Raw genomic sequence first — 13,235 nt, 5'->3', positions numbered from 1 at the left:
TTGAGCTAACAGTTCCTACTGCCAAGCCTGTAGTGGACTTTCACCACCTAGCATTTGCGCATGCTGGGCGCACAAAATATCCTACCCAATTTTTATTGGGTAGGACGAAAACGATGCTTTATATAAATCCGCGTATCATTTATACAATTATGCAGGTGTATCTGTTAATTCCCATGTTAACGTTGCTTCATACTTACCTGGAATTTTCGAAGTTTTACCTGGCACACTAAGCTTAATGCTATCTGCAGCTTCTGTTGCATCTGCGCCAAACATGTCAACCCACGTTCCCATACCTTGATCTTCTTCTGCACTCATAACATCTGATGACGTTCCTGCTGGATCAAGAGTAAATCCTGTCGCTGTTGGTGCATCACTTTCAGATGCAGAATTCAATGTTGGGTTTTCAAAGCTTAATACGGCACCTACTAATTCAGACGTACCATTTACAAATTGGCCATCCTGTTTTACTGTTAAATGCCAACCTGCATTGGAACCACGGTTATCTGTAATTTGAATATAGTTTGGAATATCTTTAACTGTTTCAGCTGCGCCAACTTTAATTTGGTCCAGTTTAGCTGAATACACTTCATTATTACCGGAAATTTTTTGCTCACCAAAATGAATGTTCGAGATATAATCAATACTTAAAGGACCCGCTGTACCTGCTGGATGATCTGGATCAACTGGCACGACTACTTCGGGATTTCCTGGATCAGTTGGATCAACCGGATTAGTAATTGTATCATTAGGTATAAAGTTTACGTCTGCTTTAGAGCCTAATGTCCCGCCATCTGCTGCGGAAGCGATTGTTCCTGTACCCGTTCCGACCAACGTTGCAACAGTTACCATACCTACGACTACGAATTTCGTTAATTTCATATTATCAATTCCTTCTCTCGTTTTTATTTGTGTCCCTTACAAACCTAAGAATACTATACAAAACAACGAAAAAAGGAATAATGTCAAAAAATATCGAAACGCAGAAAAAAATGAGAATCTATTAAGCTTTTGTCACGCCGATTAGCACCCCACCAATAACAACCAAAACAACACCACCAATAACAAAAACGATTTCTTTGCGCGTTTTGCGTTCATTTAACAGTACAATCGCGCCAAGCGTTGAAATAACCACACCAAGCTGCGATAAAGAGAAACCAGTCGCAACCCCAACAATACTGTTCGCGTAAAGCATTGCCACATTTCCCAAAGCCCAAATCATACCAGGAATAATAAGCCACGCTGTTTTCTTAATGAAGCGGCTCTCTTTGTCGTCCTTACTTTGCGCTGTCATAATGAACGCTGCAACCACCATTCCAATCGCTTGTGGCAGAATTGCATCCCACCCATTAATCGCAAACCCCTGAATAATCACAACATAGCTAATATAACCAGCTGATGAAATAGCTAGCGCCAGCAGTCCTCGATTCAGCATCGCCTGCCCAGCTTCTTCTTTTTCCGCATAAGATGTCATAAAAATTCCTACAATAATTAGTGCCAACGCAATAAATCCGAATACGATTCGAAACAGTGTATCCCACTCATGAAATAGCAAAACCCCACATAGTGTTGTCCCAACAAGCTGCATTCCAGTAGAAATTGGCATCGCTTTTGAAACACCAATTAGCTTAAACGACTTTAATTGAAACATCTGACCAACACTCCACAAACACCCTGTAACAAAGCTAATCAACACCGTTTTCAGAGTATACACCGGATCTGTAAATAAGAATGCAATACAAGCAAATACAAGCGCACCAAAAGTAATCCCCATTGTTTGTTGCCTTGTAGTTCCACCAATTTTTGTAATAATCAACGGCATAAAACCCCATAATAAAGCTGGTATAAGCGCTATCAAAATATTCATCTATCCCATTTCCTCCCTCAATTATCAAAACCGAATATGTATTTTATACCTTAAAAAAGATTATCCCATATTCTATTTCATATGTCGATATTCCTATTTTTCAGTATATATAATGAAAGCCGTTTCATAGCAAACTATTTTATCCACTCACTGGTCTTTTTTGTATCCAAATCTCCCAAATCCTTAAGCCCCAATCTCTAGAGCCACTTATATTTTCTTGCAATTTGTGAATATTTCATGAACAGTCATATTTACTAATAGAAAGTTTCATTTTCTCCTTGCATATTAAGGTAAATTAGTTTAGAATATATGTTCGTGCTGGTATTTAACACATATACAAGGAGGTATATAATGAAAGTTTTATTTCAACATTTGAAGAAATACAAGCTTCAAACCACGCTCTCCACTCTGTTTATCGTCGTCATGGTTATCTCACAATTATGGCAGCCGAAATTATTACAACAAGTACTGGAAGCAATTATTAACGATAAGATGGACGAAATCACGCGAATTGGCATTTTACTTATTGTTATTGCGCTCGTCGGACTTATTGCAGGTATCCTAAACACAATCCTCTCCGCAAAAGTGGCACAGGGTGTAGGAGCTGATATTCGTGAAACTAGTTTCCGCAAAATTCAAACATTCTCATTCAGCAATATCGAGAGACTTTCTACAGGAAACTTAGTTGTTCGTCAAACGAATGATATTACGCAAGTTCAAAACTTAGTAATGATGTCCCTACAATCCATTACTCGAATTCCGATTATGTTTATTGGGAGCTTTATTTTAGCGATGTACACATTGCCAGAACTTTGGTGGATTATTATCGTACTCGTTGTGCTCGTTCTCCTAATTGTATTTTTGATTTTTGGACGTATGGGGAAACATTTTGGCAAAATTCAAGGTTTTATTGATCGTGTTAACGCGATTGCAAAGGAAAATTTAGCTGGAATGCGCGTTGTTAAATCCTTCGTACAGGAAAAAAATGAACTAGATCGCTTCACAAAAACAAGTGATAAATTAACACATCACACTATCGTAGTTGGGCAACTTTTCTCCATCATGATTCCGGCGTTTATGCTCGTTTCAAATATGGCCGTTGTAGCAGCGATTTTCTTTGCTGGCGATTTGGTGAAAGACAATCCCGAGGTTATCGGAGCTATTGCTTCTTTCATGAACTATTTAATGCAAATTATGATGGCGATTATTATCGGTGGTATGATGATGATGATGGCTTCACGTGCGATGATTTCACTAAAACGTATTGGCGAGGTTTTAGAAACAGAGCCTGACATTACGTACGATGAAAATGCTCCAAAACAAGATTTAATTGGTAGCGTTGAATTCCGCGATGTAAGTTTCCAATATGAAGGTGATGAAACAAAAGCTCTAAAAAACATCTCATTCGAGGCAAAACCTGGCGAAATGGTCGGAATCGTTGGAGCAACAGGATCTGGTAAATCTACTTTAGCTCAACTGATTCCACGATTATACGACCCAACCGAGGGTGAAATTTTGATTGGTGGAACGGACTTGAAGAAAGTGAATAAGCAGACGTTACGTGATACAGTGTCGCTAGTATTGCAACGCGCGATTCTTTTCTCTGGTTCCATTGCCGAGAACTTACGTCATGGTAAAAAGGATGCAACATCAGAGGATATGGATAAAGCAACACGTATTGCACAGGCGAAGGAATTTATCGAACGTCAAGCTGATGTTTATGAGGCACCAATCGTAGAACGTGGTAATAACTTCTCTGGTGGTCAAAAACAACGCCTTTCCATCTCACGTGGTATTATTGGCGAGCCAAAAATTCTGATTCTAGATGACTCTACAAGTGCTTTAGATGCACGTAGTGAAAAGCTTGTCAAAGAGGCGCTGAGCAATGAATTAGGTGACACAACAACATTCATTATTGCCCAAAAAATCTCATCCGTTATTCATGCTGACAAAATTCTTGTTCTTGATGCTGGTGAACTTGTTGGCGTTGGAACACATAAAGAATTAGTCGAAACAAGTGACGTTTACAGAGAAATCTATGACACACAAAAGGGAAAGGAGGTTGACGCGTAATGACTGAATTTAAACGTATCTGCCGCTTTTTCTGGCACTATTTGAAAGCTTATAAATTGCAACTGAGCGTTATTATTATCGCGATTATCGGTGCTACTTATTTACAAGTAAAGGCTCCTGAATACATCGGGAAAGCTATTCAAGAACTGGCTATCTACGCGCAACGTCTCTTTACGACTGGTGTAGATGATAAAACAGATTTCGTTCATATTATCTGGATGCTGATTTTATTTTATCTATTGCTTGCCGCAGCTACATTTATCCAAACTATCTTGATGGCTGGTGTTTCTGGTCACGCAACGAATCGGATGCGTATCGGATTGTTCCGAAAAATGGAGAAATTATCAATTCGTTTCTTCGATGGGCATAAAGACGGTGAAATGTTGAGTCGTTTTACAAGTGACTTAGATAACATCTCAAACACACTAAACCAAGCGCTCGTACAAGTTTTATCCAATGTTGCGCTCATGATTGGTGTTATTATCATGATGTACCAACAAAACGTGAAGCTTGCTACAGTGACGCTTCTAATGGCACCAGTTGCGATTTTCATTGCTGGATTAATCATCCGTAAAGCTCGTAAATACGTGGATATGCAACAAGATCGTCTCGGTGAACTAAATGGCTACATCGATGAGAAAATCTCTGGTCAAAAGATCGTTATTACAAATGGTTTAGAAGAAGAAACAATTGAAGGTTTCGTAAAACATAACAATATCGTTAAAGACGCTACATTTAAAGGCCAAGTTTACTCCGGTTTACTTTTCCCTATGATGCAAGGTATTTCCCTAATCAATACAGCTGTTGTTATTTTCTTCGGTGGGTATCTCGCGCTTGATGGTAGCATCGAACGCGCTGCAGCACTTGGTTTGATTGTTATGTTCGTGCAGTACTCACAACAATTCTACATGCCATTAACACAGATTTCATCTCAGTACAGCATGCTTCAATTAGCAATTACCGGCGCTCGCCGTGTTAGTGAAATTTTTGACGAAGAAGAAGAAGTCGAGCGTAAAGATTTGAAAACAATCGATGGCGTTCACGAAAGCGTGAAATTGCAAAACGTGGACTTCGCCTATACTCCTGAAAAGCCAGTCCTTAAAAATGTCTCGATTGACGTTGCAAAAGGCAAAATGGTCGCACTTGTTGGACCAACTGGATCTGGTAAAACGACTGTTATGAACTTGCTGAACCGTTTCTATAATGTTGATAATGGCGCGATTCTGTTTGATGATATCGATATTCGTGATATCAAACTTGCTTCGCTTCGTAAACAAGTTGGTATCGTGCTTCAAGATTCTGTTCTTTTCTCTGGCACTATCCGTGACAACATTGTCTTCGGTAAGCCTGAGGCAACAGACGCGGAAGTTACAGATGCAGCAAAACAAGCCAACATTCACGACTTTATCATGACACTTGAAAAAGGTTATGAAACGGAAATCACTGACGAGAACAACATTTTCAGTGTCGGCCAAAAACAATTGATTAGTATCGCGCGTACAATTATTACGAACCCATCTCTACTTATTCTAGATGAGGCGACAAGTAATGTTGATACCGTAACAGAGAGTCGCATCCAAAAAGCAATGGAGAACGTTATCTCTGGCCGTACTAGTTTCGTTATTGCCCACCGTTTGAAAACAATTCTGGATGCCGATCATATTGTGGTCTTGCACCAAGGAGAAGTTATCGAGCAAGGCACACATGAATCCTTACTGAAAGAAGAAGGTTTCTATTCTGAGTTGTATCATAATCAGTTTGTGATTGAATAAAATTATAGCAAAACAGCGCATCCCCTCAAAGGTTTGCGCTGTTTTTTTGTTCGTCTTAAAAGAATAATTTACTCGCCTCTATGGATAAACCTAAAAGCGCCACTGAACCGATTGTTGCAGCTAAGAATACACGCCCGCCACGACGGACAATCACCTGAAAATTGACACTCATTCCAAGGCCAGCCATTGCCATTCCGAGACAAAGGTAAGCGAGTGACACAAGGCCGTTTAGCAAGCTCTCTGGCATTGCAATGAAGGTTCCGATAGCGCTTGTCAGTAAAAATCCACCCATAAACCATGGAATCGGTAATTTTGCCTTTTCGTCTGTAGTGTTTTTTGCTTTGCGCTGTGCAATAATTCCTACAATTAAGGCAACTGGTGCAAGCAGTAAAACGCGAGATAATTTCGTGATAATCGAAGCGTCCAATGCCTCAGTTCCACCAGCCCCGCCAGCTGCAACCGCGTGTGCAATTTCATGCAATGACGACCCGGTCATCACACCGAATTGGGTTGGAGTCATACCTAATAATGGCATCAGTCCGACTTCTAGTAACGTAAAGACGGTTCCTAAAATGCAAACCACGGCAACTGCTAACACAGCGTCATCATTTTTTGCCTTCAATTGCGGTGAGACGCCCATGACAGCCGCTGCGCCACAGATCCCGCATCCACAAGCAGTAAGCATCCCAAGCGTGCTATCTATTTTTAACCATTTGCAGAGGAAATATACCGTCACAATCGTGAATGCGACAACGACAATCGCCAAAATAATCGTTTTCACACCCGAATCTGCTAAGGCTTTCAAGTTCAAGCGAAATCCTAATAAAATAATACCTAATCGCAAAAATTTATTCGAGATATAGCTTGTGCCTGGTTGTGCGCTGACCACAAGGGTACGGCTCATTTGAACAAGCATTCCTAGAATTAGCGCGATAACGAGAGCTCCGACGAGTTGTAAACCCGGAATTTGTGCTAAATATTTTCCAGCTAATGAACAAGCGAGCGTCACTGCCACACCTATCCAGAATCCTTTTTCCTGCCATTTTATCTTCATTTTTCCATTCATCTCCTAAATCCATGTTATAATAAGAAGAAATCTTATGTATAAAAGGGGGTTCACGCATGTTTCATTGGCTTCATACGTTTATCGCGGTCTATGAGGCAAAAAATTTCACGCATGCTGCCGAAAAGCGCTTTATCTCACAGCCAACTGTTTCACTACATATTCAAAAGTTAGAAGAATTAACAGGGAGCGAGTTGTTTATTCGAAACGGTCGTAACCGTGCTATCCCAACTGAAAGCGCTGATTTACTCTATATTAGAGCCCAGCAACTTGATTCACTATGGGAAACCAGTTTGAGCGACATCCAGCAGCTGCAAGGAAATACACGTATTACTTATAATATCGGAGTCTCGCAAACCATTGGTGTTTACATGCTACCACGTGTTCTGCCACAACTTCAAGAACAGTTTCCAAATTACGATTTTAAAGTCTCATTTGCGAATTCAGCAGTGATTTTTAATCGGGTAGAAACGCACGAATACCAAGTGGGCCTAGTCGAATCACCGATGATTGCGCCAATGATTACGCGTACCGTTTTTGCTCACGATTCACTAGTTCTAGCTGGTGACATGACTAGCGAACTCTGGTTGTTACGGGAAACAGGTTCTGGAATTCGCACGTATACCGATCAGTTTTTTCAACAAGAAAACATTATTCCAGCCAAAAAAATAGAGATTGCAAGTAACGAAGCAATTCTAAATATGTTACAGCAAGGCATTGGGAAAACGTTACTTTCCGATTTGAGTAGCCACGATTTGCCCTATCAAAACCCAGCAACGCCTATCGTTCGGCCACTTTTTCAGATTCATAATCATGCTTTTCCACAAGACCCTCTACAAATTGCGCTTCATCAATTATTAGCGGCTAACTTTTCTTGACTATATTTACAGTATACAAAGGATTTATCGATAAGTAAAATAGATATTTTATATACTAATTATCATAATTTATAATATAAAAGGGAGTTTAGACGAATGAAGAAAAAATGGACAGATTTATATTGGCTTTTTACAGGTATTTTATTGGCAATTATGGTCTTTATGTATAAAACACCTACTATTGTTGCATCGATGGAAGTTTCCTATCTCCAAAAATATCCTTATGATGACTTCACTGCGATGGACAGTTGGATGATTTATATTTCAATTATGAGTATATTATTCCTGCTAGCCATCACAACGATTACAGTTTGGATAATGAAAGGAAGGCAAAAGAATGGACAAGAAAAAGTTTTGGAAAATCATAGACAAAGCTATCGCGCGATGCGACGGGGACATCGATGAATACACAGAAGTGCTTGAGAGATTATTCAATAAACTAAAACCAGATGATATCGTGAAATGGCAACTTATTTTTGATGAATACCTCGAAGCTTCAAAAGTGGACAAACTATGGGCCGCTGCCTACTTGTTAAATGACGGGGCAAGTGATGATGGTTTCGATTACTTCCGCGCTTGGCTCATTTCGCATGGACAAGATACATTTTTAGCAATACTTAAAGACCCAGACTATCTTGGTGAGTTGCTTCAAGGTAAAATGGATGAAGACTTTCTAGCAGAGTTTGAAGATATTATGTATGTTAGTAGCTCCATTTATTTAGAGAAAACCGAACAAGACGATGAGGACTTTTTCTTTGAAGCATGCGAACGTTTAGCACTAACCGCTGATGAAAAAGCCGATATTCATGCCAATATTGTATTACCAGAGGTTTTAGAATGGGATGAGGACGACGATTTGGAAGCCATTTTCCCAAAAATTGCAACGGCGCTTCCAAAATGACCTGCCAACCTAGACAAAAAGACACTGAAAACCTTAGTAAATCAATGGTTTTTCAGTGTCTTTTTGTTTTCTAAAAACGGAGAAACGGGGATTCGAACCCCGGCGCGGCCGGAACCGCCTAACAGATTTCGAGTCTGTCCCCTTCAGCCGGACTTGGGTATTTCCCCAACATGCAGATGCTTGTCCCAATACTCGTCAAACGCTGTATCCTGAACAATCACAAGTTACATTCTAATGCATTTTTTTATAAAAATCCAGTTTTTTCTCTCCATTGCTTAGAAAGCGTCATAAAAATCACTACGGACATGCGGAATCGCTTTTTCCCAAGCTTCAACCGTAATGTCACTACCTTGCGCTTTTTCATAATGAACGAGGTCTCGTGGTCTCGCAAAACCCATCAGCATCTGACCAAGCGCTTGAATCGTAATCGCCAACACAGGTTCCTTCGTGCTCTCTACTCGCTTCACAAAACTGCCTCGAATCTCAAAAACGCCTTCATTCCAAGGTGCCATCTCGTCTTCCACTTGTAGATACAGCGCGTTGTCTGTCCACTCAAATCTGTATTTGCTTAAAAATGCCTCAACATCCACAATTCGCATCATGAAATCCAAAATCTCGCGTTTCTTAAAATCCGGTGATGGAAAAGCAAGTGCAACATCACGCAAGGCACCAACGTTTTTCGCCACAACACGATCTACCATCATGCCATGCGTACCGATAAAACGCCATAATCCTTTTTCGGCCTCATAATTTAGCGTAACCATCTCGTGCACTTTGAATACCTCAGCATCCAGCGTGAACAACATGTAGCCCATCGTGACGCCGTTCATATCGCAATAAACCGCAATTTCTTTCGTGTATCCACGGCGCGCCAGTCGCAACCACCAAGCATCGTCACGCATCATCATACCGCTTTTTTTCGTTAGAGCCAGGCGATTGTAGAGCTCCCGCACGACCGAAATCCCCGTGCCATCTTTGCTAGTAAGCCGCATCACGCGCCCTGGAACAGTTCCCATATCCGGCAGAGCATGACTCGGAATTTCCAACTCCACTTTTTCTGTAAAAACTTCATATCCAAATCTCCTATAAAACGGAATCGAAAATGGACTTAAATAAGACACTAATTGCCCAGCATCACGCATTCTAACCAATGATTCCGTCATCAAGCGGGTAATCAATCCGCCATTTCGAAATTCCGGGAAACTTGCCACATAAGCAATCCCCCCCATCGAAAAACGTTCTCCTAAAATCGAAACGCTGAGTGGATATGTTAAAACCTGCGCTAGTAAATGCTCGCCATAGAACAAACCTAGACGCCTCGCATTTTGTACCCAGTAATTAAAATCATCCTCACCACCAGATGCAGGGACGCGAAACGCATAATCACGCAATTCCTTCACTTTCTCAATTTCTGACTCTTTAATTTCCCTTAATTCCACTGCAATCACCCCCACTTCTCCTTTATTTTAGCATAAACTACGCCAAAATGTTCAGGTAAACGCTTTCACTTACTTTTTACAACAAACTAATTTTTTGTAAGCATATTACTTGAAGTGTAGATTGCAATATTATACACTGTAAAAGTAATCAAAACATATTGGAGGAATTTATAACATGGCAAATGTATTATTTATTAAAGCAAACGGTTTACCAGCGGAGCGTTCCGTGAGTGTGAAATTATACGAAGAATTCTTAAAAAACTATACAGCAAGCAACACAGGCGATACAATCACCGAACTTGATTTATTCCAAGAAGATCTGCCTTACTATGATGCAACAATGATGAGTGGACTTTACAAGGAATCTATCGGCGAAACGCTAACAGAAGACGAAGCACGTTTGGCAAAAGTTGCAAATGGTTACCTAGAACAATTTTTAGCAGCAGACAAAGTTGTGATGGCCTTCCCATTGTGGAATTTCAGCATACCAGCACAATTCCTAACTTACCTATTTTACCTAAACCAAGCTGGTAAAACTTTTAAATACACAGCAGAAGGTCCAGTTGGCCTTGTAACTGACAAAGAAGTTGTATTATTAAATGCGCGCGGTGGTGTATACTCAGATGGTCCAATGGCAAACTGGGAAATGTCACTTAACTACGTGAAAAATATTTTGACTCACTTCGGCATTACTAATCCACAAACTGTTGTCGTAGAGGGGCATAACGCAGCACCAGATCAAGCGCAAGATTTAATTGCAGCAGGTGTGGAAAAAGCAGCAGCGTTAGCAAGTAAATTCTAATTTTAATGTAAAAAATCTCGCTACCCATCAAAGTAGCGAGATTTCTTTATTTTAAATCTTTCAAAGCCTCAGACTCCACACGTTTCATGAAACCTTCCACCACTTTATCATTATTCTTAGATCCGCCAAGTTTCATCAATGTTTTCCCTAAAAAATTAATCCCCTGATTCGAACCATAATAAATAAAGCGCGTCGAATTTTCATCCATTTTTTCAAGTGTAATCGATGTCTCAATCTTAAACGCCTTTGCTAACACAAAGCCACTCGTGTTGTGTTTACGTTCTGGCATATCCTCATGCGCTAAATCTTCCACAATATACGTCTCCACACGCTTTCCTTCCTGATATTTCTGTTGATACGTCGAACCCACAATGCCATCTTTCATCTCAATCACCTTATGCTCAACCACCTGAGGCATCACCCGCTGAAGATTCTCCGGTTCAAATAAATTCCAAATCACTTCAATATTCGCCTTAATTACCATTTCCTCATGCCATGTCACCATCATTCATTCCTCCATTTCTAAAAAACCATCAATCTCGCTAATAATAGCTTCTGTTTCCACAATTCGTTGACGCAAAGCCACTTTTTTCTCCTTCAAAATTTCCTCGAGCTCATCCAACGACCGATCATGCACCACCATCAACATCTCCTGAATCGAAAAATCGAAGCGGCGCAAATAAACAAGTAATCTCGCCACCAAAAATGAGTTGTTATGATAATAACTATATTTATTGCGAGGCTCCACAAAGACAGGTTGCAACAACTCTATCTGCGCATAATATCGTAAAGTCTCCTTCGTAAGTCCTGTCATCTCCGCAAACTCACCAATTCGATACATATTCCCCCTCCTCATCACCTAGTATAAACCATGGAGCGCACCACGATGTCAATAACAAACTTTCGTGAAAAAAATTCATACTATTTCCACATTCTCTACCACACCTAATGAAAAATAGGTTATACTAGAAGAGTACACAATAAAACCATGGAGGACGGTGAGCATAATGTCGCGAGAATATACAGAAGATGATCTTGTATACGGTGAATCTTGGGGACTTGTACATCGTGGTTTTTTAGCGGACAGTGAAATCGAACGAATGAAAGCGCTACGAGACAAGGTCATGGGCAAACATGGCACAGCTGGCACAACTTTGAAACCGATTGGTAGAGTAATCATTGATGGCGAATGGTATGATGCCAGGCTCAAAGATGGCTATTTAGATATAGGAACCCCTATCGTCGTTGTCGGCATTGATATTGGCTATGTGTTAGTAAACGAAGACCTAAAAAGAGAGGAAGATAATTCATGATTGGAACAATTATTATTGCAGTTTTAGTACTCGTATTTTTGATTATATTTTTCACATTGGTACCGGTAGGCTTATGGATTAGTGCCATTTCAGCACAAGTTCGTGTTGGACTCGGGACACTTGTTGGGATGCGCTTACGCCGTGTCACCCCTTCCCGTGTTGTCAAGCCACTGATTAAAGCCGTAAAAGCAGGACTTGAGCTTGAAGTTAACCAACTAGAAAGTCATTACTTAGCCGGTGGTGACGTCGATCAAACCGTTGACGCACTTATCGCTGCACATCGCGCCAATATCGCACTTGATTTTAGTCGTGCCGCTGCGATTGACCTTGCTGGGCGTGATGTGTTAGAAGCTGTTCAAACCTCTGTTACACCAAAAGTCATTCGTACACCTGAATTCACTGGTGTTGCTCAAAATGGTGTCGAAGTAAAAGTTATCACACAAATTACCGTACAATCCAATATCGATCGTATTGTCGGTGGTGCAGGTGAAGATACCGTTATCGCGCGTGTCGGTGAAGCCGTAGTCTCTACAGTCGGTGAAACTCGCGAACATACCGATGTTCTTGAAAACCCAAATAGCATCTCGAAAAAAGTCCAAGAACAAGGTCTGGGCGATGGTACAGCCTATACGATTCTATCTATTGATATCGCAGAAATGCGCATTGGTGACAATATCAAGGCCAAACTCGATATCGAAAAAGCCAATGCAGATATGGAAGTAGCACAAGCCGCAGCTTCCAAACGTAAAGCAGAAGCGATTGCCCTAGAACAAGAGAATCGCGCTGTCGTAGTTGCAGCAGAAGCCGAAGTTCCAAGAGCCCTCGCAAAAGCGCTTGAAAAAGGAAACCTAGGTGCGATGGATATTTACAGAATGGATAATGTTCAGGCCGATACGACAATGCGAGAAGCAATTGCTAAAGAAGATAAATAAGTTTGGCGGCATCGTCGTTTCAGATAGTAGGATTCTCACTTCGTTCTTATCCATATTGGGACTGTAACTCATTCTATTCGAACAGTCTCTGATGGATTACATGCTCGCTTTGCTCTCATGTATATTGGGACTGTAACTCATTCTATTCGAACAGTCTCTGATGGATTACATGCTCGCTTTGCTCTCATGTATATTGGG

At 40.7% G+C, this 13,235-nt stretch carries 14 protein-coding genes and 1 tRNA gene; 8 read left to right on the top strand and 7 right to left on the bottom strand.

What is annotated here, in order from left to right:
* Positions 1 to 147: 147 nt before the first annotated feature.
* Together R8925_RS14895 and R8925_RS14890 are read right to left on the bottom strand one after the other, a co-directional pair.
* Positions 148 to 879: a WxL domain-containing protein gene (locus R8925_RS14895; RefSeq protein ID WP_430536576.1), complete on the bottom strand. Its 732-nt coding sequence runs from the start codon at positions 877 to 879 to the stop codon at positions 148 to 150.
* 121 nt (positions 880 to 1,000) lie between these two features.
* Positions 1,001 to 1,864: a GRP family sugar transporter gene (locus R8925_RS14890; RefSeq protein WP_430536575.1), complete on the bottom strand. Its 864-nt coding sequence runs from the start codon at positions 1,862 to 1,864 to the stop codon at positions 1,001 to 1,003.
* A 351-nt stretch (positions 1,865 to 2,215) separates the two neighbouring features.
* On the opposite strand from R8925_RS14890, the gene R8925_RS14885 reads away from it, so the two are divergent.
* Together R8925_RS14885 and R8925_RS14880 are read left to right on the top strand one after the other, a co-directional pair.
* Positions 2,216 to 3,937 carry an ABC transporter ATP-binding protein gene (locus R8925_RS14885; protein WP_430536574.1) on the top strand — a complete coding sequence of 574 codons (1,722 nt, stop codon included), beginning with the start codon at positions 2,216 to 2,218 and terminating at the stop codon, positions 3,935 to 3,937.
* The gene (locus tag R8925_RS14880; RefSeq protein WP_430536573.1) at positions 3,937 to 5,709 is read left to right on the top strand and encodes an ABC transporter ATP-binding protein; all 1,773 of its coding nucleotides are present in this window, start codon (positions 3,937 to 3,939) and stop codon (positions 5,707 to 5,709) included. The genes R8925_RS14885 and R8925_RS14880 overlap by 1 nt, the downstream gene beginning before the upstream one ends.
* Positions 5,710 to 5,764: 55 nt before the next feature.
* Here R8925_RS14880 and R8925_RS14875 read toward each other — a convergent pair whose 3' ends face one another.
* Complete coding sequence (locus R8925_RS14875; RefSeq protein ID WP_430536572.1) at positions 5,765 to 6,763, bottom strand: YeiH family protein; 999 nt, start codon at positions 6,761 to 6,763, stop codon at positions 5,765 to 5,767.
* Positions 6,764 to 6,831: 68 nt separating this feature from the next.
* Between R8925_RS14875 and R8925_RS14870 the strand changes: the two genes are divergently transcribed.
* The 3 genes from R8925_RS14870 to R8925_RS14860 all read left to right on the top strand — a co-directional run bounded on the left by R8925_RS14870 (position 6,832) and on the right by R8925_RS14860 (position 8,551).
* A complete protein-coding gene (locus tag R8925_RS14870; RefSeq protein ID WP_430536571.1) occupies positions 6,832 to 7,650 on the top strand; it encodes a LysR substrate-binding domain-containing protein in 819 nt (272 codons plus the stop codon).
* A gap of 96 nt (positions 7,651 to 7,746) precedes the next feature.
* Positions 7,747 to 8,055 carry a hypothetical protein gene (locus R8925_RS14865; protein ID WP_430536570.1) on the top strand — a complete coding sequence of 103 codons (309 nt, stop codon included), beginning with the start codon at positions 7,747 to 7,749 and terminating at the stop codon, positions 8,053 to 8,055.
* Positions 7,988 to 8,551, top strand: coding sequence for a DUF4240 domain-containing protein (locus R8925_RS14860; RefSeq protein WP_430536569.1), 564 nt, complete (start codon positions 7,988 to 7,990; stop codon positions 8,549 to 8,551). The genes R8925_RS14865 and R8925_RS14860 overlap by 68 nt, the downstream gene beginning before the upstream one ends.
* A 77-nt stretch (positions 8,552 to 8,628) precedes the next feature.
* Here the strand turns inward: R8925_RS14860 and R8925_RS14855 are convergent.
* Positions 8,629 to 8,718: transfer RNA gene (locus tag R8925_RS14855), tRNA-Ser, on the bottom strand.
* A 108-nt stretch (positions 8,719 to 8,826) separates the two neighbouring features.
* Entirely contained in the window at positions 8,827 to 9,999 is a 1,173-nt protein-coding gene (locus R8925_RS14850; RefSeq protein WP_430536568.1) for a GNAT family N-acetyltransferase, read from the bottom strand.
* Between the two features lie 166 nt (positions 10,000 to 10,165).
* Here R8925_RS14850 and R8925_RS14845 point away from each other — a divergent pair, with 166 nt between their 5' ends.
* Positions 10,166 to 10,792, top strand: a complete 627-nt coding sequence (locus tag R8925_RS14845) for an FMN-dependent NADH-azoreductase (RefSeq protein WP_430536567.1) — start codon at positions 10,166 to 10,168, stop codon at positions 10,790 to 10,792.
* A 46-nt stretch (positions 10,793 to 10,838) separates the two neighbouring features.
* Here the strand turns inward: R8925_RS14845 and R8925_RS14840 are convergent, their stop codons facing one another.
* On the bottom strand, positions 10,839 to 11,300 hold the full coding sequence (locus tag R8925_RS14840) for an SRPBCC family protein (protein ID WP_430536566.1): 462 nt from the start codon (positions 11,298 to 11,300) through the stop codon (positions 10,839 to 10,841).
* Positions 11,301 to 11,633 (bottom strand): MerR family transcriptional regulator, encoded by a 333-nt coding sequence (locus tag R8925_RS14835; RefSeq protein ID WP_430536565.1) that lies wholly within the window; start codon positions 11,631 to 11,633, stop codon positions 11,301 to 11,303.
* A 166-nt stretch (positions 11,634 to 11,799) separates the two neighbouring features.
* Between R8925_RS14835 and R8925_RS14830 the strand changes: the two genes are divergently transcribed.
* A complete protein-coding gene (locus R8925_RS14830; RefSeq protein WP_430536564.1) occupies positions 11,800 to 12,105 on the top strand; it encodes an NfeD family protein in 306 nt (101 codons plus the stop codon).
* The gene (gene floA, locus R8925_RS14825; RefSeq protein ID WP_036071649.1) at positions 12,102 to 13,037 is read left to right on the top strand and encodes a flotillin-like protein FloA; all 936 of its coding nucleotides are present in this window, start codon (positions 12,102 to 12,104) and stop codon (positions 13,035 to 13,037) included. The genes R8925_RS14830 and floA overlap by 4 nt, the downstream gene beginning before the upstream one ends.
* Positions 13,038 to 13,235: the final 198 nt, after the last annotated feature.

The organism is Listeria rocourtiae subsp. hofi, assembly GCF_963575615.1.
GTDB lineage: Bacteria > Bacillota > Bacilli > Lactobacillales > Listeriaceae > Listeria_A > Listeria_A hofi.
This window is presented reverse-complemented; position numbering and strand designations above follow the sequence as displayed.

What these genes read in the sequence shown, in the direction of transcription:
- R8925_RS14895 (WP_430536576.1), bottom strand. Translation starts at nt 879, where the DNA reads ATGAAATTAACGAAATTCGTAGTCGTAGGTATGGTAACTGTTGCAACG.
- R8925_RS14835 (WP_430536565.1), bottom strand. Translation starts at nt 11,633, where the DNA reads ATGTATCGAATTGGTGAGTTTGCGGAGATGACAGGACTTACGAAGGAG.
- R8925_RS14870 (WP_430536571.1), top strand. Translation starts at nt 6,832, where the DNA reads ATGTTTCATTGGCTTCATACGTTTATCGCGGTCTATGAGGCAAAAAAT.
- R8925_RS14880 (WP_430536573.1), top strand. Translation starts at nt 3,937, where the DNA reads ATGACTGAATTTAAACGTATCTGCCGCTTTTTCTGGCACTATTTGAAA.
- R8925_RS14875 (WP_430536572.1), bottom strand. Translation starts at nt 6,763, where the DNA reads ATGAAGATAAAATGGCAGGAAAAAGGATTCTGGATAGGTGTGGCAGTG.
- floA (WP_036071649.1), top strand. Translation starts at nt 12,102, where the DNA reads ATGATTGGAACAATTATTATTGCAGTTTTAGTACTCGTATTTTTGATT.
- R8925_RS14830 (WP_430536564.1), top strand. Translation starts at nt 11,800, where the DNA reads ATGTCGCGAGAATATACAGAAGATGATCTTGTATACGGTGAATCTTGG.
- R8925_RS14840 (WP_430536566.1), bottom strand. Translation starts at nt 11,300, where the DNA reads ATGATGGTGACATGGCATGAGGAAATGGTAATTAAGGCGAATATTGAA.
- R8925_RS14865 (WP_430536570.1), top strand. Translation starts at nt 7,747, where the DNA reads ATGAAGAAAAAATGGACAGATTTATATTGGCTTTTTACAGGTATTTTA.
- R8925_RS14885 (WP_430536574.1), top strand. Translation starts at nt 2,216, where the DNA reads ATGAAAGTTTTATTTCAACATTTGAAGAAATACAAGCTTCAAACCACG.
- R8925_RS14890 (WP_430536575.1), bottom strand. Translation starts at nt 1,864, where the DNA reads ATGAATATTTTGATAGCGCTTATACCAGCTTTATTATGGGGTTTTATG.
- R8925_RS14860 (WP_430536569.1), top strand. Translation starts at nt 7,988, where the DNA reads ATGGACAAGAAAAAGTTTTGGAAAATCATAGACAAAGCTATCGCGCGA.
- R8925_RS14845 (WP_430536567.1), top strand. Translation starts at nt 10,166, where the DNA reads ATGGCAAATGTATTATTTATTAAAGCAAACGGTTTACCAGCGGAGCGT.